The sequence below is a fragment of the Methylophilus sp. genome (assembly GCF_035460085.1).
Lineage (GTDB): Bacteria > Pseudomonadota > Gammaproteobacteria > Burkholderiales > Methylophilaceae > Methylophilus.
Genome location: NZ_DATHWZ010000011.1, coordinates 37,581 through 62,108 on the forward strand (window position 1 = coordinate 37,581; position 24,528 = coordinate 62,108).

The 24,528-nt window shown below is 48.8% G+C and carries 20 protein-coding genes and 1 pseudogene; 8 read left to right on the forward strand and 13 right to left on the reverse strand.

The window, feature by feature from the left end; genetic code table 11:
* Positions 1-154 precede the first annotated feature (154 nt).
* The 5 genes from VK958_RS01605 to VK958_RS01625 all read left to right on the forward strand — a co-directional run bounded on the left by VK958_RS01605 (position 155) and on the right by VK958_RS01625 (position 7,883).
* Positions 155-1,933: a glutamine--tRNA ligase/YqeY domain fusion protein gene (locus VK958_RS01605; protein WP_325238506.1), complete on the forward strand. Its 1,779-nt coding sequence runs from the start codon at positions 155-157 to the stop codon at positions 1,931-1,933.
* Positions 1,934-1,941: 8 nt separating this feature from the next.
* Positions 1,942-2,496, forward strand: a complete 555-nt coding sequence (locus tag VK958_RS01610; RefSeq protein WP_325238507.1) for a flavin reductase family protein — start codon at positions 1,942-1,944, stop codon at positions 2,494-2,496.
* A gap of 324 nt (positions 2,497-2,820) precedes the next feature.
* A complete protein-coding gene (locus tag VK958_RS01615) occupies positions 2,821-5,064 on the forward strand; it encodes an HAD-IIB family hydrolase (RefSeq protein WP_325238509.1) in 2,244 nt (747 codons plus the stop codon).
* 13 nt (positions 5,065-5,077) lie between these two features.
* Positions 5,078-7,030 (forward strand): alpha-amylase family protein, encoded by a 1,953-nt coding sequence (locus VK958_RS01620; RefSeq protein WP_325238510.1) that lies wholly within the window; start codon positions 5,078-5,080, stop codon positions 7,028-7,030.
* Between the two features lie 16 nt (positions 7,031-7,046).
* On the forward strand, positions 7,047-7,883 hold the full coding sequence (locus VK958_RS01625; RefSeq protein ID WP_325238511.1) for a mechanosensitive ion channel family protein: 837 nt from the start codon (positions 7,047-7,049) through the stop codon (positions 7,881-7,883).
* 23 nt (positions 7,884-7,906) lie between these two features.
* Here the strand turns inward: VK958_RS01625 and VK958_RS01630 are convergent, their stop codons facing one another.
* From VK958_RS01630 to rlmE, 5 genes are all read right to left on the reverse strand, one after another.
* Positions 7,907-8,392, reverse strand: coding sequence for a hypothetical protein (locus tag VK958_RS01630; protein ID WP_325238512.1), 486 nt, complete (start codon positions 8,390-8,392; stop codon positions 7,907-7,909).
* 18 nt (positions 8,393-8,410) lie between these two features.
* Positions 8,411-9,763, reverse strand: a complete 1,353-nt coding sequence (gene glmM / locus VK958_RS01635) for a phosphoglucosamine mutase (RefSeq protein ID WP_325238513.1) — start codon at positions 9,761-9,763, stop codon at positions 8,411-8,413.
* 39 nt (positions 9,764-9,802) lie between these two features.
* The gene (gene folP / locus VK958_RS01640) at positions 9,803-10,627 is read right to left on the reverse strand and encodes a dihydropteroate synthase (protein WP_325238514.1); all 825 of its coding nucleotides are present in this window, start codon (positions 10,625-10,627) and stop codon (positions 9,803-9,805) included.
* A 78-nt stretch (positions 10,628-10,705) separates the two neighbouring features.
* Positions 10,706-12,619, reverse strand: a complete 1,914-nt coding sequence (gene ftsH / locus VK958_RS01645) for an ATP-dependent zinc metalloprotease FtsH (protein WP_325238516.1) — start codon at positions 12,617-12,619, stop codon at positions 10,706-10,708.
* 148 nt (positions 12,620-12,767) lie between these two features.
* Positions 12,768-13,388: a 23S rRNA (uridine(2552)-2'-O)-methyltransferase RlmE gene (rlmE, locus tag VK958_RS01650; RefSeq protein WP_325238517.1), complete on the reverse strand. Its 621-nt coding sequence runs from the start codon at positions 13,386-13,388 to the stop codon at positions 12,768-12,770.
* 54 nt (positions 13,389-13,442) lie between these two features.
* Here rlmE and yhbY point away from each other — a divergent pair, with 54 nt between their 5' ends.
* Entirely contained in the window at positions 13,443-13,751 is a 309-nt protein-coding gene (gene yhbY / locus VK958_RS01655; RefSeq protein WP_325238519.1) for a ribosome assembly RNA-binding protein YhbY, read from the forward strand.
* Between the two features lie 47 nt (positions 13,752-13,798).
* On the opposite strand, the gene VK958_RS01660 is transcribed toward yhbY, so the two are convergent.
* The 6 genes from VK958_RS01660 to VK958_RS01685 all read right to left on the reverse strand — a co-directional run bounded on the left by VK958_RS01660 (position 13,799) and on the right by VK958_RS01685 (position 22,756).
* Positions 13,799-14,254 (reverse strand): DUF4149 domain-containing protein, encoded by a 456-nt coding sequence (locus VK958_RS01660; protein WP_325238520.1) that lies wholly within the window; start codon positions 14,252-14,254, stop codon positions 13,799-13,801.
* A 57-nt stretch (positions 14,255-14,311) separates the two neighbouring features.
* Positions 14,312-14,794 carry a transcription elongation factor GreA gene (gene greA, locus VK958_RS01665; protein ID WP_055829578.1) on the reverse strand — a complete coding sequence of 161 codons (483 nt, stop codon included), beginning with the start codon at positions 14,792-14,794 and terminating at the stop codon, positions 14,312-14,314.
* 115 nt (positions 14,795-14,909) lie between these two features.
* On the reverse strand, positions 14,910-18,125 hold the full coding sequence (gene carB, locus VK958_RS01670) for a carbamoyl-phosphate synthase large subunit (protein ID WP_325238523.1): 3,216 nt from the start codon (positions 18,123-18,125) through the stop codon (positions 14,910-14,912).
* Positions 18,125-19,282: a glutamine-hydrolyzing carbamoyl-phosphate synthase small subunit gene (carA, locus tag VK958_RS01675; protein ID WP_325238524.1), complete on the reverse strand. Its 1,158-nt coding sequence runs from the start codon at positions 19,280-19,282 to the stop codon at positions 18,125-18,127. Before carA ends, carB begins: the two co-directional genes overlap by 1 nt.
* Before the next feature lie 228 nt (positions 19,283-19,510).
* Entirely contained in the window at positions 19,511-20,314 is an 804-nt protein-coding gene (gene dapB / locus VK958_RS01680) for a 4-hydroxy-tetrahydrodipicolinate reductase (protein ID WP_325238525.1), read from the reverse strand.
* A 39-nt stretch (positions 20,315-20,353) separates the two neighbouring features.
* Positions 20,354-22,756, reverse strand: a complete 2,403-nt coding sequence (locus VK958_RS01685; protein WP_325238526.1) for a L,D-transpeptidase Cds6 family protein — start codon at positions 22,754-22,756, stop codon at positions 20,354-20,356.
* A gap of 100 nt (positions 22,757-22,856) precedes the next feature.
* Here VK958_RS01685 and fur point away from each other — a divergent pair, with 100 nt between their 5' ends.
* Positions 22,857-23,276, forward strand: a complete 420-nt coding sequence (gene fur / locus VK958_RS01690; RefSeq protein ID WP_325238528.1) for a ferric iron uptake transcriptional regulator — start codon at positions 22,857-22,859, stop codon at positions 23,274-23,276.
* Positions 23,277-23,344: 68 nt separating this feature from the next.
* The gene (locus VK958_RS01695; protein ID WP_325238529.1) at positions 23,345-23,866 is read left to right on the forward strand and encodes a DNA-deoxyinosine glycosylase; all 522 of its coding nucleotides are present in this window, start codon (positions 23,345-23,347) and stop codon (positions 23,864-23,866) included.
* Here VK958_RS01695 and VK958_RS01700 read toward each other — a convergent pair.
* Complete coding sequence (locus VK958_RS01700) at positions 23,863-24,237, reverse strand: VOC family protein (protein ID WP_325238530.1); 375 nt, start codon at positions 24,235-24,237, stop codon at positions 23,863-23,865. The two genes, VK958_RS01695 and VK958_RS01700, sit on opposite strands and share 4 nt — an antisense overlap.
* A 46-nt stretch (positions 24,238-24,283) precedes the next feature.
* Positions 24,284-24,528 (reverse strand): annotated as a pseudogene (locus tag VK958_RS01705) (DNA repair protein RecN); the annotation flags it as partial.

The following is a 24,528-nucleotide window of genomic DNA, read 5'->3' on the forward strand; positions in this document are numbered from 1 at the left end:
GCGAATCTTTAAATGCGTTGATATTAGCCCGCAGTTTAGCATAATCGCCCTGCCAAGCCAGTTGCTTAAAGGCTGAGGCAATGCGTATTAAGCGTTTTGGGTCGCGTGGTGAACCGTGTAAAATAACCAGACCTTTGCAACTTCAAGATTTGCCATGTCTACAGAAAAAGAACCTATTCCAGCCGCTTCTAACTTTATTCGCGCCATCATTGAAAAAGACCTGGCTGAACATAAATATGCCAATAAACATTGGGCTGGCTCGCCAGGTGATGCCGCACATCAATCCACAGGTCAGGTAGACTTTGCCAAAATCCGCACCCGCTTCCCGCCCGAGCCGAATGGCTATTTGCATATCGGCCACGCCAAATCCATTTTCCTGAACTTTGGCCTGGCGCGTGATTACAACGGCGTCTGCCACTTGCGTTTTGACGACACAAACCCGGAAAAAGAAAGCCAGGAATACGTAGACAGCATTTCTGACATGGTGCAATGGCTGGGATTTGGCTGGAACAACAGTACGCCAAATGGTGCCGAGACCAATTTGTACTTTGCTTCCGATTATTTTGATGTGATGTACCAGGCCGCCGAAGCATTGATCAGACATGGTCACGCCTATGTGGATGAACAAACAGCCGAAGAAGTGCGTATCAACCGCGGCACGCTGACTGAGCCGGGTAAAGACTCACCCTACCGCGACCGCAGCGTTGAGGAAAACCTGCGTATTTTCCGAGAAATGCGTGATGGCAAACACCCTGACGGCAGCATGTTGTTACGTGCCAAAATCGACATGGCTTCGCCCAATATCAATATGCGCGACCCGGCCATTTACCGTATCCGCCGCGCGCACCACCACAACACCGGTGACCAATGGTGTATCTACCCGATGTACACTTTCGCCCACCCGATTGAGGACGCCCTGGAGCAGATCACCCACTCCATCTGCACGCTGGAATTCGAAGACCAACGCCCTTTCTACGACTGGCTGATGGCACGCCTGGTGGAAGCTGGCCTGCTGGCAAATCCGGTGCCTTACCAATATGAATTTGCCCGCCTGAACCTGACTTACGTTGTGCTTTCCAAACGCAAACTGATTCAACTGGTAGAAGAAAAGCATGTCAGCGGCTGGGACGACCCACGCCTGCCAACCCTGGCCGGAGCGCGGCGTCGAGGTTACACGCCAGAAGGCTTCAAACTGTTCACTGACCGTATCGGGGTTTCAAAAGCGGATTCATGGATCGATTACAGCATCCTCGAAGATTGCATGCGCGAAGTGCTGAACGAGTCTGCACCACGTAAAATTGCTGTACTAGACCCGATCAAACTGGTGATCGACAATTATCCAGAGAATCAGGAAGAGGATTGCTACGCCCCTAACCATCCGCAAAAACCTGATCTTGGTAAACGCATCGTCAAACTCTCCAAACAACTCTGGATCGAACGCGAAGACTTTATGGAAGAACCTTCCAAAGGTTATTTCCGCCTGTTCCCCGGCAATATGGTGCGCCTGCGCTACGGCTATGTGGTCAAATGTCTGGGCTGTGATAAAGACGCAGCGGGTAATGTCACCACTGTACATTGCGAATACCTGCCAGACACTAAATCCGGCACACCGGGTTCAGACAGCGTTAAAGTCAAAGGCAACATTCACTGGGTCAGCGCTGCACATGCTTATGAGGCAGAAATTCGCCTGTATGACCGCCTGTTTAAAGTGCCACACCCAGGCAGTGGAGACAGGGACTTTCTGGAAGACATCAACCCAGATTCAGTCACTTCTATCACAGCCCAGTTGGAGCAAAGTGCACAAGAAGCCAACGCTGGTGATATTTACCAGTTTGAACGCCACGGTTACTTTGTGGCTGACCGTAAAGACAGTGTCGCTGGCAAGCCGGTGTTTAACAGAACGGTGACATTGCGCGATAACTGGCAGAAATAAACATATCCATGCATCCCGTCGAACTCACCAAAGCTTTCAGGCTACTCAACCACGGGCCGACGTCCATTATCACGTCTGCCCATGACGGCAAGGTTAATATCATGGCCGCCGCCTGGGTATGCGCCCTGGACTTCAATCCACCTAAAGTCACCATAGTCATCGATAGTAAAACTTACACGCGAGAATTAATGGAAGCCGAAGGCACGTTCGCCATTAACCTGCCTTGCGTGAAACAAATCGAGATGGTGAAAAAAGTCGGCAGCATCAGCGGCCGTGATTTTCCGGGCACCGATAAATTTGCCGAATATGGCATTGACACTTTTGCCGCACAGAAAATCAGTGCACCTTTGGTGAATGATTGCGTGGCCTGGCTGGAATGCAAAATCATCCCTGAGCCACATAACCAGAACACTTACGATTTATTTATCGCTGAAGTGGTGGCAGCACATGCAGATGAGCGAGTATTCAGTGATGGACACTGGCATTTTGATGGCCATGGCGCATTACGTACCATCCATCATATTGCTGGCGGCGTTTTCTACGCCACTGGTGAAGAGTGCTAATACTGTAATCAGTTGAATAATGCCCTAACCAAAGCCCTGCGCATCTCTCGCAGGGCTTTTTAATTTCAGACGATTCCTACAGACCAAACCTAAACTTCTGCGGTACGCTAATGTCAGTTTAAATGAACTATTGATTTTGCTGGTTAGTGACTCGGGCTTTCTACTTAAAAGCTTTGAAATCGGATGCTGCTGCATTCAAACGAGCAAATGTGTGTGCATCGCATCCCTCCTAAAAAACCACTAGCCAGTGTAAGCATTTAGACAATCAGCCATTCCGCGCGCTGATTGTCGTCCAGGTTTTATAGAGTTAGCAGTAAGGAATGTATGCGTGCACAACCTCAACAAAAAAATGATCCGTTATATGTATTACTTATCAGCGTTCATGGCTTGATCCGGGGCCAGGAGCTGGAACTTGGTGTAGACGCAGATACCGGTGGTCAATGTACTTATGTTCTCGACCTCGCCAAGGCATTGGCTGAACATCAGCAAGTAGGTAAGGTGGATTTATTGACTCGCTTGATTCAGGACCCTGACGTGAGCGACGACTATGCGCAACCTGAAGAAAAAATCAGTGAGAAGGCACGCATCATTCGCGTGCCTTTTGGACCCAGGCGTTATCTACGTAAAGAGGTACTTTGGCCGCATCTAGATCAAATGGTAGACCGATGCCTGCATTATTTACGGCAACAAGGCCGCCTGCCGGATGTGATTCACTCGCATTATGCCGATGCAGGTTATGTGGGGCGTCAACTTTCCATGTTGTTGGGGATTCCACAGATTCATACTGGCCACTCCTTGGCTAAACCTAAACTAGAGCGGTTGTTGTCTAGTGGCCGTAAAGCAGAAAAAATTGAGAAGCAATTTAATTTCGAACGCCGAATCACAGAAGAAGAGGCGCTGGTGCAACATGCGTCACTGATTGTGACGAGCACCCGACAGGAAGTCGAATTGCAATACGGCATGTACACCCGACCCGATCCCAAGCGCTTCCGCGTGATCCCCCCTGGTACGGATACTTCAAAATTCTTACCGCCCGGCAGGCGCGGGATTTCCCCGCAAGTTGAGCAAAGTATCAATCGTTTTCTTGATAACCCGAAGAAGCCGATGATTTTATGTATTTGCAGGCCTGAACTGCGTAAAAACATCAAAGGGCTGATCGCTGCTTATGCCAATAACCAGGCATTGCAAAGCCGCGCTAATCTGGTGTTAGTAGCGGGTAGCCGGGAAAACATCCGCGAACTGGATAAAACGCAGGCTGCGGTGCTGACAGATTTATTGCTGGATATAGACGCCTACGATTTATGGGGAAAAGTGGCAATCCCCAAAAGCCATGCGCAGGAAGACGTGCCGGAAATGTATCGCATGGCTGCAAAAAGCCGGGGCGTATTCATTAATGCGGCTTTTACAGAGCCATTCGGCCTCACTTTGCTGGAAGCAGGTGCTTGTGGTTTACCTGTGATTGCACCAGACGATGGTGGGCCACGTGACATTTTAGGCCATTGCCGTCATGGATTACTAGTGGATACGCTGGATAGCCAAGCGATCAGCAGTGCGTTGCTCTCTGCATTGAGCGATAAAGCACGCTGGAGAAAATGGTCCAAAAATGGGGTGATCAATGTAAAACGCCATTACACCTGGGCAGGTCATGTGAACAAATACGTAAAAGAGCTGGGTAATCTGTTGCGCAAACAACGTAAGAATTTGCGCAGGCAGCAAATTGCTTTGCATAGCGGCAAGTCACCCATTCCGCTGGCCCAGCATGCATTTATTACGGATATTGATAATACTTTATTGGGTAACCGTGCCGGTCATGAGGCATTGGTGGAGTGGTTGAGAACCAACTCCGGCTACAATATATTTGGCATTGCGACCGGCAGGCCACTGGAAAGCGCGGTTGATATTTTGCGTAAAAACCGCATCCCGATTCCAGATGTCCTGATCACTTCGGTCGGCTCTGAGATTCATTATGGTTTACGCTGTATCCCCGATGTTGGCTGGGCCAACCATATCCGTCATCTATGGCGTAGAGAAGATCTGCTCAAGGCAATGAACAACATTCCCGGTCTCAAGTTACAAGCCAAAGAAAACCAGCGCGAATTCAAGATATCTTACATCGTGGATCCCAAAAAAATGCCGTCACTGGACGAGCTTTATGCATATTTGCATAAAGAACATTTGCACGCGCAATTGATTTACTCGCATGGCGAATTTTTAGACTTGCTACCCATGCGAGCTTCAAAAGGGCATGCTATCCGTTATTTATCCTATAAATGGGGGTTGCCGCTCGCTAACTTCCTGGTTTCAGGTGACTCGGGTAATGATATAGAAATGTTAATGGGCGATACCATGGCGGTCGTGGTTGGCAACCATAGTGAGGAGCTCAATCACCTCAAAGGCGTCAATCGGATTTATTTTGCACAAGCAACTTATGCGCATGGCATTCTGGAAGGCATGCAGCATTATAAATTCGGGATGCCTGCCACACCTGGCAAAACTAAAGAGGAACCTCCTGTTAAGCGGAAAAGCACCAACAGGAAAACACACAATAACGTTGAAAAAGTGACGTAGGGGAGCGCTAATCATGTATGAACAAATCTCTCATTCTGTATTGAATGACATCCTGACTCAGCTTAAAGAACCGGTGGCCAATGATGGCCAACATTTTTACACCCGTCTTGGCGCTAACTTTTACGCCATTTATTCCCTTTTTCAACACTTGTATGGTCAGCGGGAAGACTTCAAACCGCAACTGGCGAATCTGGTTTCTGTGCTGGCAGCGCAATATGCCAACCGCGCGGCCCACCTAAGGGAAAAAGATCTTGAACGTGAAAAAAATCACGACTGGTTTATGCAGCAGAAGCTGGTAGGCATGGCGCTTTATTGTGAAGGCTTTGCCGGTGACCTGGCAAATATGAAAAACAAGCTAGGATATTTTCAGGAACTTGGTGTGAACCTGGTACATATTCTGCCAATCTGTGATTGCCCGGAGCAGGCAAATGATGGTGGCTATGCAGTTCGGGATTTCCGGAAAGTTGATCCGCGATATGGCACGATGGAAGATCTTGAGCAGTTAATTACCGCCATGCAGCAATGCGACACCCTGTTGACACTCGACGTGGTCGTCAACCACACGTCTGACGAACATGCATGGGCATTGAAAGCCAAAAGTGGTGATCAACGCTACCAGGATTACTACTATATGTATCCTGACCGCACGGTGCCGGATATGTTTGAAGCTTCGATGCCGGAAGTGTTTCCCGAGCATGCGCCCGGTAGTTTCACCTACAACCAGGAAACCGGCAAATGGGTGATGACGGTATTCAATAATTACCAATGGGACTTGAATTACACTAACCCGGCCGTATTGATCGAAATGGTCGATATCATTCTTTTCTGGGCCAATAAGGGCGTGGATATCCTCCGGCTCGATGCGGTGGCTTTCCTGTGGAAGAAAATAGGTAGCACCAGCCAGAATGAACGTGAAGCGCACCTGATTCTGCAACTGTTGAAAGATTGTTGCCAGGTGACGGCGCCTGGGGTGATCTTTATTGCAGAAGCGATTGTGGCGCCACTGGAGATTATTAAATACTTTGGTGAAGATGCGGTAAACGCCAAGGAATGCGAAATCGCCTACAACGCGACCTTTATGGCGTTGTTATGGGATGCCGTCGCCACTAAAAACACTGTATTGCTGACCAATGGTGTAAAAGACCTGCCAGAGAAACTGGATAGAGCGACCTGGTTGAATTACGTACGTTGCCATGATGATATCGGTCTGGGCTTTAGCGACCAGGCGATTATCGCTTCAGGCTTTGATCCAGTCTCGCACCGTCGCTTTCTGGTCGATTACTACACCGGTCAATATCCGGATTCCAATGCCCGCGGATTCGCGTTTGGCGTAAACCGTAAAACCGGCGATGCCCGTATTTCCGGCGCGCTGGCATCCCTCGCGGGACTGGAAACCGCGCTGGCTAACAATGACCAGCCGGCGATTGACAATGCCATCCTGACCATAGTCTTACTGCATAATCTGATCATGTCGTTCGGCGGCATTCCGCTGATTTATTACGGGGATGCGGTTGGCACCTTGAATAACGACGGTTACTTGCAAGACTCTTCAAAAATGCACGATAACCGCTGGGTACACAGGCCAACCCTGGATTGGGACATGATGGCCCACAGAAACGAACCCGGTACCGTGCAACAACGCCTGTTCAGCCAGATCAAGCAAATGATTGCCATCCGTAAGGAGATCTCGGCTTTCGCAGATTTAAATAACCGCGAACTGATCGATATGCTCAATCCGCATTTATTTGCATTCTATCGTTATGTCCAAACCGGCATGAATCCAAGCGTAGTGGTGATTGCCAACTTTGATGTGCATCCTCAACGCGCTGCGTTGCACTTGTTCAAACAAAAAGGGTTGCACAAAGCTGAAGGTAGATTGATTGATTTATGCAGTGGCCAGGCCGTACAGGTTGAAGATGATGCAATTATCCTGCCTAAACTGACAGCTTACTGGCTGGCCGCTTAATACAGAAAGAAACTCAATGACTGAATGGTTTACATATTTTGGAATCACTCATCCGGCAGAAGCTCTGATACTGACTAAAACCCTGCTGCGTATTGCAATCATTATTGCGATTGCCTATTTCCTCAATCGCCTTAGCAAAAGGGCGTTAGATGCATTGCGTGAAAGCTTGAGTAATAAAGCAGTGAACCATATGGAAGAAGTGAAGCGCATCAACACAGTGACCATGGTGCTTCGCTACATTATCACCACGGTCATCATTGCCATCACTATCGTTGAAGTGCTGCATGAACTGGGTATTTCGATTGCACCGGTACTAGCGGCAGCTGGCGTGGTCGGCCTGGCAATTGGTTTTGGTGCGCAAAGCCTGGTTAAAGATTATTTCACCGGTTTCTTTTTGCTACTTGAAAACCAGATCCGCAAAGATGATGTGATTGAGGTGGCGGGTAAATCCGGCCTGGTGGAAGCCATTACGTTGCGCTACATTAAAATGCGCGACGACGACGGCAATGTCCACTATGTGCCTAACGGCCAGATTCTGACAGTGACCAACCGCTCACGCGACTTTTCTTATGCGGTGGTTGAAGTAACCCTGGCTTATGAGTCAAATATTGCTGAAGTGATGCAGATCATGCAGGAAGTCGCGGACAATTTGTACCAGGATCCTGTCTTTAAAAACAAAATTATTGCGCCCGCAGAGATAATCGATCTGGATAAGTTGACCGATTCCGCAGTAGTGATTCGCTGCCGCTTTGAAGTGTTGCCGCAGGAGAAAGCAGCGGTCAAGCGCGAATATTACAAACGTGTTAAAACTGCTTTTAACCAGCAGCAGATAGAATTAAAAGCTAATTCTTAAGCGAGCATGTTCTGACGGAGAGGTTAAAGTCCGGTCATGCGCTTTTTCTTTTGCCGCTGCCGGTAAGCCAGCAACAAAATAATACCAGCCACATTCGGGAACCAGATATACCAGTTTGACCAGGGGATGCCGTCAATCTTGAAATCCGAAATCGGCCAGAACATGGGCGTGGGGAAATACTGCAGGCTATGGAATGGGAAATCCAGCGTGATATGAAACGGCCAGCCCAGCATGGCAAACGCGATATCCTTACGCCAGATTGCCACTATGCCTATCACTGCAAAAGCAATCACAAAACTATGGCCTACGGTATACGCAGGATAAATCCAGGCTGGTAAGGTTGCCAACGCAGGCTTGCCCCAACGATAAGTACCATCAATCACGCGCGTGAGCATCAATGCGCCAAACGAAATCAGGTCGGGCATGGCACCCATCAGTGCCGCAAACTTGGGGTATTTGCGAATGCCAAACAGACCATAACCCCATAGTGCGTGACTAAAAGTATCCATACAGATTACCCTATTTAATTAAGCAGCCAATTGACGGATTATCGTAGCCAGCGCTTCAGCCTGCGCCTGCACCAATGCCTGATTCAAACCTTCGACCATCACCCGTATTTTGGGCTCAGTGCCCGAAGCGCGTAGCAAGACACGGCCTTCTCCATTAAGTGCTTTTTCTGCCTGTTCAACAGCATCCTTTACCGCAGTCTGCTCCAGATCAAGCTTTTGCCCCGTGGTGACATTAATCAGCACTTGCGGATACAGCGTTAGGCCAGCGCCGAGTTCCAATAACGTTTTGCCACTTTCCCGAAGGGAATGTAACACCTGTAGAGCGGCAATAATGGCGTCACCACTGCTATGTTTATCCAGCGTCAGGATATGGCCCGAATTTTCCCCACCCAGTTTCCAGTTCTTGCTTTGTAATAATTCGAGTACATAGCGGTCTCCCACTTTAGCCCGGCCAAACGGAATCTGGTGTTTTTGCAGGGCATGTTCCAACGCCAGGTTGGTCATCAGCGTGCCAGCTACGCCACCTTTAAGTTTGCCTTTGGCATACAGGCCCATGGCAATGATATACAGTAACTGGTCGCCATCCAGTAGATTTCCAGCGCCGTCGACCATCATCACACGGTCACCATCGCCATCAAAAGCGATCCCAAGATCGGCCTGGTGTTCAACCACCGCTTTTTGCAAGGCTTCAGGATGAGTAGAACCAACGTTCTCATTAATATTCAGGCCATCCGGCTGGTTACCGATGGCGATCACTTCAGCACCCAGTTCATGGAATACGTCCGGCGCTACATGATAGGTAGCGCCATGGGCGCAATCGAGAACAATCTTGAGGCCACGCAGATCCAGGTGACTGGGGAAAGTACTCTTGCAAAACTCCACGTAGCGTCCGGCTGCATCATCGACACGTTTGGCTTTACCCAGTTTGGCTGACTCCATGACATGCATGGGTTTGGTCATCTCAGCTTCAATTGCAAACTCGACATCATCTGGCAGTTTGGTGCCCTGCGCTGAAAAAAACTTGATGCCGTTGTCATAATAAGGGTTATGTGACGCTGAGATCACAATGCCCGCCTGTGCGCGCAATGCGCGCGTTAAATACGCTACCGCTGGCGTTGGCATCGGTCCGGTCAACAGCACATCCACTCCTGCTGCAGATAACCCGGCTTCCAGTGCAGCTTCCAGCATATAGCCTGAAATCCGGGTATCTTTGCCTATCAGCACAGTCGGACGTTGGCCTTTGGGTAATTGCTCCTGGCTGGCTAACACGCGGCCAGCTGCATACCCAAGCTTCATGACGAATTCAGGGTTGATGACTGACTCACCTACACGTCCGCGGATACCATCGGTGCCAAAATACTGCTTGTTCATACTTTTATAACTTTCCTGATCTACTTTTATACTTTTGAATTACTTAAGTGCTGTCACCACTTTTAAAGCTTCAGCAGTCGCTTTTACATCATGTACGCGCAACAAACGCGCACCGTGCATGGCACTGATCGTTGCTGCGGCGATGCTCGCATACAAACGCGCATCGACATCATTTCCGGTGACTTGCCCGAGTACGGATTTACGTGACAGGCCGACTAAAAGAGGGCAATCGAGATCTAGCAAATCCGCTAACGATTTAGCCAAAGTAATATTATGCGCGCGGGTTTTACCAAAACCAAATCCAGGGTCGAGCAAGATGCGATTTTTTTCGATACCAGCCGCATGGCAGGCGTCGCGACGTTCACGTAAAAATGCTTTGACTTCTGTGACCACATTCTCGTACTGCGGATTATCCTGCATGGTCTGCGGTGTGCCTTGCATATGCATCAGGCAGATCCCGACATCACTCTGAGTCACGATTCGCAAAGCATCAGGCTCTAGCAAAGCGCGTACATCATTGACGATGCTGGCACCAGCATCAATCGCTGCTTTCATGACGGCAGGTTTATAGGTATCGATTGAGATGGGGACCGGAATATTTTTTGAGACCAAAACTTCAATCACCGGAATCACGCGTTGCAGCTCTTCTTCCAGCGGCACTGGTGTGGCATTAGGGCGGGTTGATTCTCCACCGATATCCAGTACGTCAGCGCCGTCTTCGATTAGCTTCAAGGCATGGCTGACTGCAGAATCAACTTGCGTATGTTGCCCCCCATCCGAAAAAGAATCAGGGGTAACGTTAATTATGCCCATCACTTTGGGCGTCGTTAAATCCAGCGTAAATGCAGCACAGCGAAAGTGCATATAAAAACGGCTCTCAAAAATATAAAGGCTGGCAAGAGCCAGCCTTTATATTCTAACCGAAAGCCCTGAATCTATTGATTATTTCGCATCAGTTTCATCAGTTTTTGCAGTTGGCTGCGGCGATGTATTCACCACAGTACCGCCAGTGCCACTGCCACCATTCGTAGTCACAGTTGGACCATTTTTTGGCTTGGATGGGCGCACTGGCAAACCTGCCATGATATCGTTGATCTGGTCTGCATCGATGGTTTCCATTTCCATTAAAGCTTTGGTCATGGCTTCAACTTTATCGCGGTTGTCTTCTAACAGCTTACGCGCTAGGGCATATTGCTCATCCAGGATACGGCGGATTTCTGCATCCACTTTTTGCTGGGTTGCTTCAGACACGGTACGGGAAGACATGCTGCCCATCCATGAATCCTGCTCGCTACCTGCATATACCATAGTACCCAGGCTATCAGACATACCGTATTTGGTCACCATATCACGTGCCAGTTTAGTTGCACGTTCAAAGTCGTTTGATGCACCGGTTGACATCTGATGCATGAAAATTTCTTCAGCAATACGACCGCCGAACAGAATCGAAATATCATGCAGCATTTTGTCTTTGTAGTTGCTGATACGGTCATGCTCAGGTAACTGCCAGGTTAAGCCCAAAGCCCAGCCACGCGGCATAATGGTTACTTTATGCACAGGGTCAGCAGTAGGTAACAACTTGGCAACAACAGCATGACCAGATTCATGGTAAGCGGTGTTCAAACGTTCTTCTTCACGCATCACCATAGACTTACGCTCAGGACCCATGAAGATTTTGTCTTTGGCATCTTCAAAGTCCTGCATGTCTACCGTACGCTTGTTACGACGTGCTGCGAACAATGCTGCCTCATTGACCAGGTTAGCCAGATCTGCACCACTGAAGCCAGGCGTACCACGTGCCAAAATATCAGCCTTCACATCCGGATCAATCGGCACTTTGCGCATATGTACGTTCAGAATCTGCTCACGGCCTTTAATGTCTGGCAAGCCAACCATCACCTGACGGTCGAAACGGCCAGGGCGTAACAGTGCCTTATCCAGAACATCTGCACGGTTTGTCGCTGCAATCACAATCACACCGGAATTAGCTTCAAAACCATCCATCTCAACCAGCATCTGGTTCAGTGTCTGTTCACGTTCATCATTACCGCCGCCGGTACCGGCGCCGCGATGACGACCCACTGCGTCTATCTCATCGATAAAAATGATACAAGGCGCATTTTTCTTGGCATTCTCAAACATGTCGCGTACACGTGCAGCACCAACACCCACAAACATTTCAACAAAATCAGAACCTGAAATGCTGAAGAATGGGACTTTAGCTTCACCGGCAATGGCACGTGCCAATAAGGTTTTACCAGTACCTGGAGGGCCGACCATTAATACACCACGGGGAATACGGCCGCCCAGTTTCTGGAATTTGCTTGGATCTTTAAGGAACTCTACCAGTTCGGAGACTTCTTCTTTGGCTTCATCGCAGCCAGCCACATCCGCAAAGGTAGTGCTATTGTTGGATTCATCCAGTTGTCGCGCTTTGCTCTTACCGAATGAGAATGGACCACCACCCTTTCCGCCGCCCTGCATTTGACGCATAAAGAAAATCCATACGCCGATCAGCAAAATCATCGGGAACCAGGAAACGAATATGCTCATGAGCATGGATTCGCGCTCTTCTGGCTTCGCATCCACAATCACATTATTCTTTAATAGATCTGACACTAGCCATGGATCAGACGGTGTGAAGGTATCGTAGTTTTTACCTTCGTTAGTCGTCACATGCAGATTACGGCCATCGATCTGGACTTTAGCCACACGGCCATCCCTGACCTCTTGCATAAACTGTGAGTAAACCACCTGGCCGCTATTCTTGCTGGTGCCGTTGAATTGATTAAATACCGTCATCAACAACAAGGCGATAGCTACCCAAATCGCGATATTCTTCAATAGATTGTTCAAGATGGTTCCTTAACTTAAAAAACAAAAGGCCGGGAATATCCCTATTGGTGACAATGGAGGCAAAGCCAAAAATTTCAAGCCTTACATTGTATTGTATACACAATTTTTTGGTTTTGCGACGAAACTAAGCACCGAAAACCATTGCATTTCAAGGTTTTCGATGTAATCCCAGCAAGTACACTTCGCTGCTGCGGTCACGTGAGGCTTTCGGTTTCCGCGTGACCACTTTCTCAAACTGGCCGCGCATTTGTTTCACTATTTCGTCAAAGCCGCTGCCTATAAAAACTTTGACCAGAAAATGTCCGCCCGGTTTCAACCAATCCTGACAAAATTCCAATGCCAGTTCAGTTAAATGTGCTGCACCCGCTTGATCGACATCTTTCAGGCCACTCATGTTCGGCGCCATATCTGAAATCACCACATCAACTAATTTATTTTTCAGGCTGCTTTCCAATTGTTTCAGCACAACATCTTCACGAAAGTCGCCGCAAATAAACTCAACACCTGCGATACCCTGCATCTCCAGGATATCCAGCGCAATCACACGCCCCTGCCCTTTCAGGCGTTGCACAGCGACTTGAGACCAACTGCCTGGGGTGGAACCAAGGTCCACTATCGTCATACCAGGTTTGATTAGTTTGTCTTTCTCATCGATTTCGAGCAACTTGTAGGCTGCGCGCGCACGATAGCCTTCTTTTTGTGCGCGTTTGACGTACTCATCATTCAGATGCTCTTGCATCCATGCTTTGCTGGTTCTGGTAGGTTTCATAGAGTGATTATTCGCTTCGTGCTAAAATAGAGGATGTCTTGAAGGAATGGTTTTATGCAATTAAATAGTAAACAAATCGCGCATCTACGTGGGCTGGCCCATACACTTAATCCAGTAGTCATGATCGGCAATAACGGCCTGACGGAAGCTGTATTAAAAGAGATCGAGCTCAACCTGAATGCACATGAATTAATCAAAGTGCAGGTTTCAGGTGATGACCGCGAGTCACGTAAAAATATGCTGGATGAAATCGCCAGCAAAGTGAATGCAGTAGTGGTGCATCACATTGGCAAACAATTGGTGTTTTATCGTGCTAGCGACACCGTTAAGGCTTCAGCGAAAATTGTTATTCCAAAACTATAACAAGCTGATTTTCTGATTAAAAAACGCGCATTGTTGCGCGTTTTTTGTTATCTGGATTTAATCACCAGCCACAAACCTAACAAACACTCTGCCAGGTAAGCGACACTTGCAATTCCGTGCCAGGTTTTGAAACGACTGGCAAACACACTTTGCATCACATCTTTAGGCAAGGCACTGGCTTTAAGTTGCGCGAGCAATGGCTGAATACCAAACTCGCCTACCAGTACAAGTATCCACATAATCAAGACTATCCAGAACAACCCTTGCTTGAAAGCTGAAAAACCATCTGCTGCCAACCTTTGTACCAGTAACCACAAACCGCTGCCAATACCGATGTAACTCACGATAGTAAACAGCTTGCCGGCGACCAGCCCCGCCAACTGGCGATCAACAATATTCTGGAACAGCACACTGGCAGTGATACCAGTCATCCACAATGCACCTACCCACAATGTGAGCAGCACCGGAGTTATCCATCCAGTGAATCCAGCTTTAGATGCCATTTGCGCCTACCTTGTGTTGAAAGAACTTACTGAATTTGGATTAGTATTTCAAAAATACTATTTATAAAGTACTTCTATGATTTCGTATTCTTTAATGCCGCCTGGAGATTGCACTTCTGCCACTTCGCCTTCGGACTTACCGATCAGGCCACGCGCGATCGGTGAACTCACGGAGATTTTTCCGTTTTTGATATCCGCTTCATCTTCACCAACGATTTGGTAAATCTTGCTATCGCCTGAATCCAGGTCCTCAAAACGTACTGTCGCACCAAATACTACGCGCCCCTCTGCATTCAAAGTTGCTGGGTCAATGATTTGCAGGTTCGAAAGTTTGGCTTCAAGCTCGGAAATACGGCCTTCAATAAAGCTTTGGCGCTCTTTAGCCGCTTCATATTCTGCATTCTCTGACAAATCACCCTGTGCACGCGCTTCTGCAATTGCCTGAATAATGTTCGGGCGATCAACCGCACGCAGTCGTTGTAATTCTTCTTTGAGTAATTCTGCGCCGAGGACGGTCACAGGAAATTGATTTACTGCCATAACGAAAACCTTGAAAAAAATTAGTATAAAAAAAATAAACCACACCCGGTCGAGCGTGGCTTATTTCAATAACAGTCAAGCGCAATATTTATTAATGCAATGACCTTAGTGTAAGTTATGCCAGACGTTTGTGCAAGTCTTGCACCGAATACACATCCATGTCCTTGCTTTGTGCCATACCGATACAGGCAGCGCGGGCGCCAGCCAATGTCGTGTAGTACGTCACCTTGTTTTGCAAGGCACTACGCCGGATTTCATATGAATCGGTAATTGCTTTTTTGTCTTCGGTCACATTCACAATGAGGCTGATTTCATTGTTCTTGATCATGTCGACAATATGCGGGCGACCTTCAGCAACCTTGTTCACCGGCGTCACCTCCAGGCCTTGCTCGGACAAAGCACGCGCAGTACCTTTGGTCGCCACGATGGTAAAGCCCAAGCTGACCAGATCTTTGGCGATATCGATCACTTTGCGGTGATCTTCATTGCGCACACTGATAAACGCGCGGCCGCCGGTAGGCATTTTCACAGACGCGCCGAGTTGTGATTTGACGAAGGCTTCAGCAAAGGTGTTGCCTACGCCCATCACTTCGCCAGTCGATTTCATCTCGGGCCCAAGGATGGTATCCACACCCGGGAATTTGATGAACGGGAATACGGCTTCTTTCACAGAGTAGTAAGGTGGAATCACTTCTTTGGTGACCCCTTGCGACTTCAGTGATTGACCCGCCATACAACGTGCGGCAATTTTCGCCAGTTGCAAACCGCAGGCTTTAGACACGAACGGTACGGTACGTGAAGCACGCGGATTCACTTCCAGCACATACACCACTTCACCCTGCTCGGTATTCTGCACAGCAAATTGCACGTTCATCAAACCTTTAACACCTAATGCCTTCGCCATCTGTACGGTTTGACTACGCAATTCATCCTGCAATTCGTCACTCAAACTGTAAGGTGGCAATGAACAGGCTGAGTCGCCTGAATGCACACCCGCTTGCTCAACGTGCTGCATGATGCCGCCAATCAAGACATCTTCGCCATCGCTCAGCGCATCCACATCCACTTCAATCGCGTCATTGAGGAAGCGATCCAGCAATACCGGTGATTCGTTAGACACTTTCACCGCTTCGCGCATATAACGCTCAAGCTGGCTTTGTTCGTGCACGATTTCCATCGCGCGACCACCCAATACATAGGATGGACGCACTACTAATGGATAACCGATTTCCATCGCCAGGCGTATCGCTTCTTCTGGCGCCCGCGCAGTGCGGTTTGGCGGTTGTTTCAAATTCAATTTGTGCAACATTTGCTGAAAGCGCTCGCGGTCCTCCGCACGGTCAATCGCATCTGGTGTAGTACCAATGATAGGCACACCTGCTTTTTCCAGGTCACGCGCCAGCTTCAATGGAGTTTGGCCACCGTATTGCACAATCACGCCAACCGGTTTTTCGATATTGACGATTTCCAGTACATCTTCCAGCGTCACCGGCTCAAAGTACAGACGGTCAGAAGTATCGTAATCGGTAGAGACAGTCTCCGGATTACAGTTAACCATAATGGTTTCATAACCATCTTCCCGCATCGCGAAAGCCGCATGGACGCAGCAATAGTCAAACTCAATCCCCTGCCCGATACGGTTAGGACCACCGCCCAACACCATGATTTTTTTCTTGTCTGTCGGGTTTGATTCGCACTCTTCCTCATACGTAGAGTACATATAAGCGGTGTTGGTCGCGAATTCCGCAGCACAAGTATCCACACGCTTGTATACCGGGCGAATGCCTAATGCCTGACGGAAAGCCCGGACTGCATGCTGGTCAGTATCCAGCAGCTTGGCCAAACGACGGTCCGAAAAACCTTTACGCTTGAGCCTGAATACGGTGTCTTTGCTGAGATCAGCAATATGTTTACCAACCAACGACTGTTCGAGCTTGATGATTTCTTCGATTTGCACCAGGAACCAACGGTCTATCTTGGTGATATTAAAAATCTCATCAATCGTCATACCCAAGCGGAAAGCATCGGCCACGTACCAGATTCGTTCAGGGCCTGGTTCGCCCATTTCCTTGACGATACGGTCTTTATCATCAGTTACGCTGTCCAAACCATCGACACCAACTTCCAGGCCACGCAGGGCTTTCTGGAAAGACTCCTGGAAGCTACGGCCAATGGCCATCACTTCACCGACAGATTTCATCTGTGTAGTCAGGCGGCTATCCGCTTGCGGGAATTTCTCAAAGGCGAACCTCGGCACTTTGGTGACGACGTAATCAATCGAAGGCTCAAAAGACGCAGGCGTCTGGCCGCCGGTAATTTCATTGCGCAACTCATCGAGTGTAAAGCCTACCGCCAGTTTGGCAGCCACTTTGGCAATCGGGAAACCGGTTGCCTTGGAAGCCAGTGCGGATGAACGCGACACGCGCGGATTCATCTCGATGACAATCATGCGCCCGTCATCCGGGTTGATTGCGAATTGTACGTTGGAACCACCTGTGTCGACGCCAATTTCACGCAAAACAGCCAACGAGGCGTTTCGCATGATCTGGTATTCTTTATCGCTTAACGTTTGTGCCGGCGCGACCGTGATGCTGTCGCCGGTATGCACACCCATTGGGTCAAGGTTTTCAATCGAACAGATAATGATGCAGTTGTCAGCCTTGTCGCGCACCACTTCCATCTCGTACTCTTTCCAGCCCAGCAGAGATTCTTCAATCAGTAATTCGTTGGTGGGTGAGGCATCCAAGCCACGTTCGCAAATAGCGATGAACTCTTCACGGTTATAGGCGATACCGCCGCCGCTACCACCCATGGTGAATGAAGGGCGGATAATTGCCGGATAGCCGATATTGGCTTGCACTTGCAACGCCTCTTCCAGACTATGCGCAATCGCGGACCGTGCCGAACCCAGACCAATTTTAGTCATGGCTTCCTTGAATTTCTGACGGTCTTCGGCTTTATCGATCGCTTCTTTGGAAGCGCCAATCAGCTCGACATTGTACTTTTGCAGCACGCCATGTTTATCAAGATCTAAGGCACAGTTCAATGCCGTCTGTCCACCCATAGTAGGCAGCAATACGTCAGGGCGCTCTTTTTCAATGATCTTTTCAACGATTTGCCAGGTAATGGGCTCGATATAGGTCGCATCCGCCATTTCCGGATCGGTCATGATAGTTGCCGGATTCGAGTTCACCAAAATCACACGGTAACCTTCTTCACGCAAAGCCTTGCAGGCTTGTGCACCGGAGTAATCAAACTCACAGGCCTGGCCAATGACAATCGGGCCGGCGCCGATAATCAAAATACTTTTAATATCAGTTCTCTTTGCCATTAGCTGGACTTTCTTTCTTGCGTTGATTTGCTTTCTTGCATTAACTGTATAAAGCGGTCAAACAACACGCTCATTTCTTGCGGGCCTGGGCTGGCTTCAGGGTGACCCTGGAAACTGAAAGCTGGCTTATCAGTGCGCGCTATGCCTTGCAGGCTGCCATCGAACAATGAGATATGCGTCACTTTAATATTGGCAGGCAAGGTAGATGGATCAGCCGCAAAGCCGTGGTTCTGGCTGGTGATGTATACACGCTTGGTTTCTACATCTTGCACCGGATGGTTTGCACCATGGTGACCAAACTTCATTTTCAATGTTTTCGCACCACTGGCCAAAGCCAGCAACTGGTGACCTAAACAGATACCAAATGTTGGAATACCGGTATCAACCAGAGTCTTGATCGCTTTAACCGCGTAATCACAAGGCTCTGGATCGCCAGGTCCATTGGTCAGGAAAATGCCGTCAGGTTTGTAAGACAGCGCTTGCTCGGCAGTCGCCTGGGCTGGCAACACAGTGACTTTGCAGCCGCGAGAAACCAGCATGCGCAAGATGTTGCGTTTAACACCGTAATCAAAGGCCACCACATGGAACTTTTGTTCGGCTGTTTTGCTGAAACCTTTACCCAAATGCCATTCAGCCTCGGTAAACTCGTAAGTCTCCTTACAGCTCACCACTTTCGCCAGGTCCATGCCAGCCAAACCGGGGAAACCTTTGGCTAATGCCAAGGCTTGCGCTTCATCAACAGACTCACCAGCCATGATACAGCCAGCCTGTGCGCCTTTTTCACGCAAGACACGGGTCAGCTTGCGAGTATCTATATCGGAAATCGCGACCACATTGTTGGTTTTAAGATAATCTGAAAGATTTTGTTCACTGCGGAAATTGCTTTCCAATAAGGGCAAGTCGCGGATAATCAGACCTGCAGCATAGACCTTGCCCGACTCCACATCCTCGCTATTGGTACCGTAGTTTCCAATGTGCGGATAAGTCAGCGTCACAATTTGTTCGGCATACGAAGGATCGGTAAGAATTTCCTGATAGCCAGTGATAGAAGTGTTAAACACTACTTCACCAACCGTATGACCTGAAGCGCCAATGCTAATGCCCTTAAAAACAGTTCCATCTGCTAAGACTAGAATCGCTGGAATTGTTTTTGACACCTTTAGCTCCTTAAGTTTGATACGAAACACATCCTTTAGAGGGTTCAGCCTGGTGTTTGAAAGTCATTCAAGCTCCGGTGAATAGATGTGCAAAACGGGAAAAGCTTTTTGGACTCTTCCCGTTTCAGAATTGCAGCATTATAGCCTATTACGACCACTCACTCAAGAGCAGCTAGCTACGTAAATCACTTAGTTTTGCTGAAACCTGCCTTGCAAAACTGCAAAAATCTATTTGGCAAAACCTAGCACATCGCGCATATCAAATAAGCCGCTAGGCTTATCCGCCAGAAACTTGGCAGCACGTAATGCGCCTTGCGCGAAAGTAGCGCGGCTAGAAGCCTTATGGGTCAACTCCACCCGCTCTCCCGTGCCGGCCAGCACTACAGTGTGATCACCCACCACATCGCCACCGCGTAAGGTAGCAAAACCGATGGTTCCTGTTTCACGCTCGCCGGTGACGCCTTCACGTGCGTAGACCGCACAATCTTTAAGTGCCTTGTCGATACCTTTGGCAGCCGCTTCACCTAACCGCAAAGCAGTTCCCGATGGTGCATCCACCTTATGGCGATGATGCATTTCAACCACTTCGATATCGTAACCGTCATTCAGCACGCGCGCTGCCTGCTCAACCAGCTTGATCAGCAATGTCACGCCCACACTCATATTAGGGGCAAACACGATGCCTATTTCTCTTGCGGCATTTTTAATCGCTGATTTTTCATCGTCATTAAAGCCAGTTGTGCCAATGACCAATTTAACTTTGGCCTGCGCACAAGCCTGCAAGTACTGAAGACTGGCTTCAGGCCGTGTAAAATCCACCAGAACGTCAGCATCCCGTAAAGCATCAGATACATCAGAAGTGATTTTTACGCCACTCACTTTACCAAATTGCTCTCCAGCATCACGGCCTAGCATTGCACTTCCGGCTCTATCCAGTGCAGCATGCAGTTGCAATCCACTATCCGAAAAAACGCCATCCAGCAGGGCATGCCCCATACGGCCAGAGACTCCTGCAATCACTACTTTTAACATAAATCGCTCAATACATTCTTTATTAATACTGGGTTTGCTTTAAAACCCGATTTGCTCAGGCGCAGGCTCTGACTGCTCCTGACTGGTCTCAGGCGTTGTCAGCTGCTGCTTAGACGCTGGCAGATCAGTTGCAGCAGTAGCAGTTTCACGGACAATCAACCAGGTCTGGGTTGAAGGATCAAGTTTAAACTCCAGTTTTTTCACCATCACATCACGGTAAGCCTTAGAAGCATATTTCTGGTTAAACGTCGCCACTGCGCTATCGCCATTACGCTCAACATTCACCGCATCGACTTCCAGGGTGATATTACCTTGGCCTGGAGCCAGGCGCTTTTTGCGCTGTGCTTCCCAGGCAGTTTTACTAGGCAAGCCTTCAGGCACAAATTCCGGTGAATATGCCGCCAAGTAAGCTTTGATATTCTTGGTGCGCCAGGCTTGCGCCCAGGTTTCAATCGCAGATTCAACAGTAGACTCAGTTGCGACAGGGATTTCCACTTTTGATGCAGTCGAAGCGGGCACTGCCACCGCTGACTTATTAGGCAACGACACTACTTCTGGCACTGTGGAAGATCCTAATGGTGCAGTACGCTCACGCGTAATCAACCAGCGTTTCTGGGCTGGCTCATAGCGTAATTCCAGCGTTTTTAATAGTTCGTCCTTGTAATTTTTGGCAGCATACTTTTGTTCAAACTGAACAACTGCTTCGCCGCCATCACGTTGCACCTGCAAATTATTCAACACCAACGTGATCTCGCCTTGTTTTGCAGAAAGGCGTTGTTTGCGCTGTGTTTCCCATGTTTTTTTGCTAGCAACACCATCTGGCACAAACTCTGGCGCATAAGCAGCAAAATAGGCATTCACGTCTTTGCTTCTCCAGGCTTGCGCCCAGGCTGCCACAGACTGGTTAACACCTGCATCACTGGTAGCGGATGCTTGTGTAGCTGGTTCGGCAACTGGTAAAGCGGCCTGTTTAACGACAGGCGGCTTGGCTTCAGTCGCTGCCAAAGCTGCCGCAGATACCGCTGCAGGTGCAACATCCTGTTTGCCCACAGGTTTGGGTGGAGGTGGCGGCAACTCTGGTTCAGGTTCGGGTTCCGGCATCTGTTCTGCAATAAATGTAGGGGGTGGCTCTGCAGTCTCATCAGCCAGTTTGGGTGCAACGCCTTTTTCAGTGACTTGATGTGCTTGGGCATCGGTGACAGGGGCATTGGCTTCAGCCATATTGCCTTTGATCATTTCACCTTCGGTCGGGATCACGGGCTCTGCATATTCCCCTTCAGGAATATATGGAATAACCTCATCGTCATCAATCGCATTCGGGTCTTGCGTTTTAACGATGGTAGGTTCAGTTTTTCTGGCAGTCGCAGCCGGTGCCACTGTTGGTTTAGTGGCATCAGGTTTGGCGGCTTCAGCTTTAGTCACCTCTTTTTTAGAAGGTGTCGAAGCTGCTGCTGCGACAGCGACTGGCGCCGCAGCTACTCCAGGCTTGATAGGAGCCAAAACACTTTTCGCTGCAGGCGCGGCTGGTGGCGTGGCTTTCACAGGGGGTGGTAATACAGGTTCAGGCTCGGCCACTACGGCTGGTGATGCGACGGCTTCTTGTTCAAATACCGGAGGAGGTTCTACGGCCTCCGCTGCTTTATCAGCCAATGTTTTTTCGTTAACAGCCTGTGCATTGGCTTCTGTGACCTGATTCGCAGTAGCATCCAGGTTGCCTTTTGCCATTTCTTGCGGAGTTGGCGCTGAAGAATACTCTCCTTCAGGAATGTGCGGTACCACTTCGTTATCATCGGCACTGGTTGATTCAGGCTCTGCCTTGGCGGGCATAACAGCCTCAGCTTTTGGTATTTCGGGCGTGCTGGCAGGGGCTACGGGGGCTGCTGTTAGTTTGGATTTTGCAGTCTCTGCACTGGCTGATGGCGTTTCAGTGGCCGATATTTTGGCATCATCCGGTTTGTTCTGGTCTGCCACGGCTATAGATGCTGCGCCAGTAGCTGCAGCAGTTTCGTCACTTTTCCAGAATTTGAGTTTATCAGACCAGCTTTGATCTTGCGGTTCTGCACCTTTTTGCTTGGGTGTTTCTGCAATTGTTTTGATTTCAGGGTTTTCTGCGGATGGAATAACATCCCCACGCACGGTGACTAAATTATCTTTATCAAAGTCTAGAATAACCCTGCGCTTTTCAACGACTGCTCCTTGCTTTCGCAACTCGTAGAAATAATCCCAGCGGTTATCACGGAAACTATCTACCACTAGCGGTGTCCCCATGATGTAGCGCACTTGCGAGCGCGTCATTCCAGGGCGCAGCTGCAATAACATTTTGGATGTAACGACATTCCCCTGTTGCACCTCCATCTTGAAAGGCTTCATGGATGGAAGCTTTGCGCCACATCCACTCCCCAGAGATGCAACGACCAACACAAAAAAAATAGAATTACGCATTGGATTCACTTTATAATCGGTATATTGAAAACAAACATTAATATACCACGTAGTTTCGCAATCATAATATGCCGGACTACCTAACAATGGACAAAACACTATGCATGACTCAAAAGATCTCAAAAATGCCGGCCTGAAAGCAACACTGCCGCGTTTGAAAATTCTGGAATTATTCGAGAAAAGCGAACAGCGCCATTTGTCAGCTGAAGATATTTATAAAGTCATGATAGGCAACGGCGAAGATGTGGGTCTCGCAACGGTATACCGTGTTTTAACACAATTTGAACAAGCTGGCCTACTGGTGCGCCACCATTTTGAAAGCGGCAAAGCAGTGTTTGAATTGAATCATGGCAGCCACCATGACCACATCGTCTGTATCAAATGTGGGCGTGTTGAAGAGTTTTATGATGAAGAAATCGAGAAAAGACAAAAGAGTGCTGCAGAGCAATATGGTTTTACCATGCAGGATCACTCATTGACCATTTATGGTGTGTGTAAAGACCAGCCTTGTAATGAATAATCAATGAAAATACAGAGTCAGCACATCTACGCTGACTCGCTTTTCGATCCAGCACCAATGCCCCAAACTTGACTGACCTTACCAGCACCCCCACCCCGCACTCAGTTGGTTTCCCGCCTATCATTGGCGATCACCCGGAGATCCTGATTCTAGGCTCGTTACCCGGCATCGCTTCGCTGACACAACATCAGTATTACGCACACAAACAGAATGCATTTTGGCGAATGCTGGAAGCGCTATTTCATATTCCGGCCAATGCGGAATACGCAGTGCGTTGCGAGCAAGTGAAATCCGCCCGGCTGGCGATCTGGGATGTCTGCCACTCCGCTTACCGGCCTGGCAGCCTGGACAGTGCCATCACCCACAGTACCGTGATAGCTAATGATATTAACGGTTTGCTGGCGCAACACCCTTCCATAAAACTGCTTGCGTTTAATGGCAATGCTGCCGCCAGTGTATTCAAGAAACATAGTCAACTCATACAACCGGTCAGCACAGTAATTTTGCCATCAACCAGCCCGGCCAATGCCAGCATTCCATATGCCAAGAAACTGGAAAGATGGTCAGCATTGCTGGCGTTTCGTGATTAATCTGATAAGGTGATTCTAAAAGCGCGGCTTGAGATACTGATTGAATTGTGATCGGGATCTTTGGCATTGGCAAAATGATAGCCATTCGCCTGATGGATAGTGCCGAAAATAAGTCCATGTGCCTGCGCCGTTTGCACAAACTGTGTAACATCCTGCACATCAAAAGAGAGTTTGACGCCAACCTGCCCCAGCTTGACTGACTTTGCAGCCTGGTGCACGAGGACATTTGCACCGCCATGTATGGCGCGCAACTCCACTAGCCCCTCAACCACTTCACCGGTCGATTCAAACCCGAAATAGTCGCGATAAAAGGCAACAGTTTTCGGGATATCCCGTGCGTAAATAATGATGGTGCCTAGTATCGCCTGCAAACTTTGGCCTTATTTAAAGGGATGCATACTTTGAACGGTCATGACATCAATATGTTGCCAGTTTCAGCATTTCACGCGCGTGGTTGCGGGTGGCTTCAGTGATCTGCAAACCACCGATCATGCGGGAGATTTCCTCAATGCGTTCATCTACACTCAGGCCACGGATGCGGCTTAACGTTGCCCCATTCTGTTCGGATTTGCTCACTTGCAAATGCTGCTGGGCTTGTGCAGCGACCTGGGCCAGATGCGTAATCACCAGTACCTGGCGTTGCTGGCCTAATTGATTGAGCA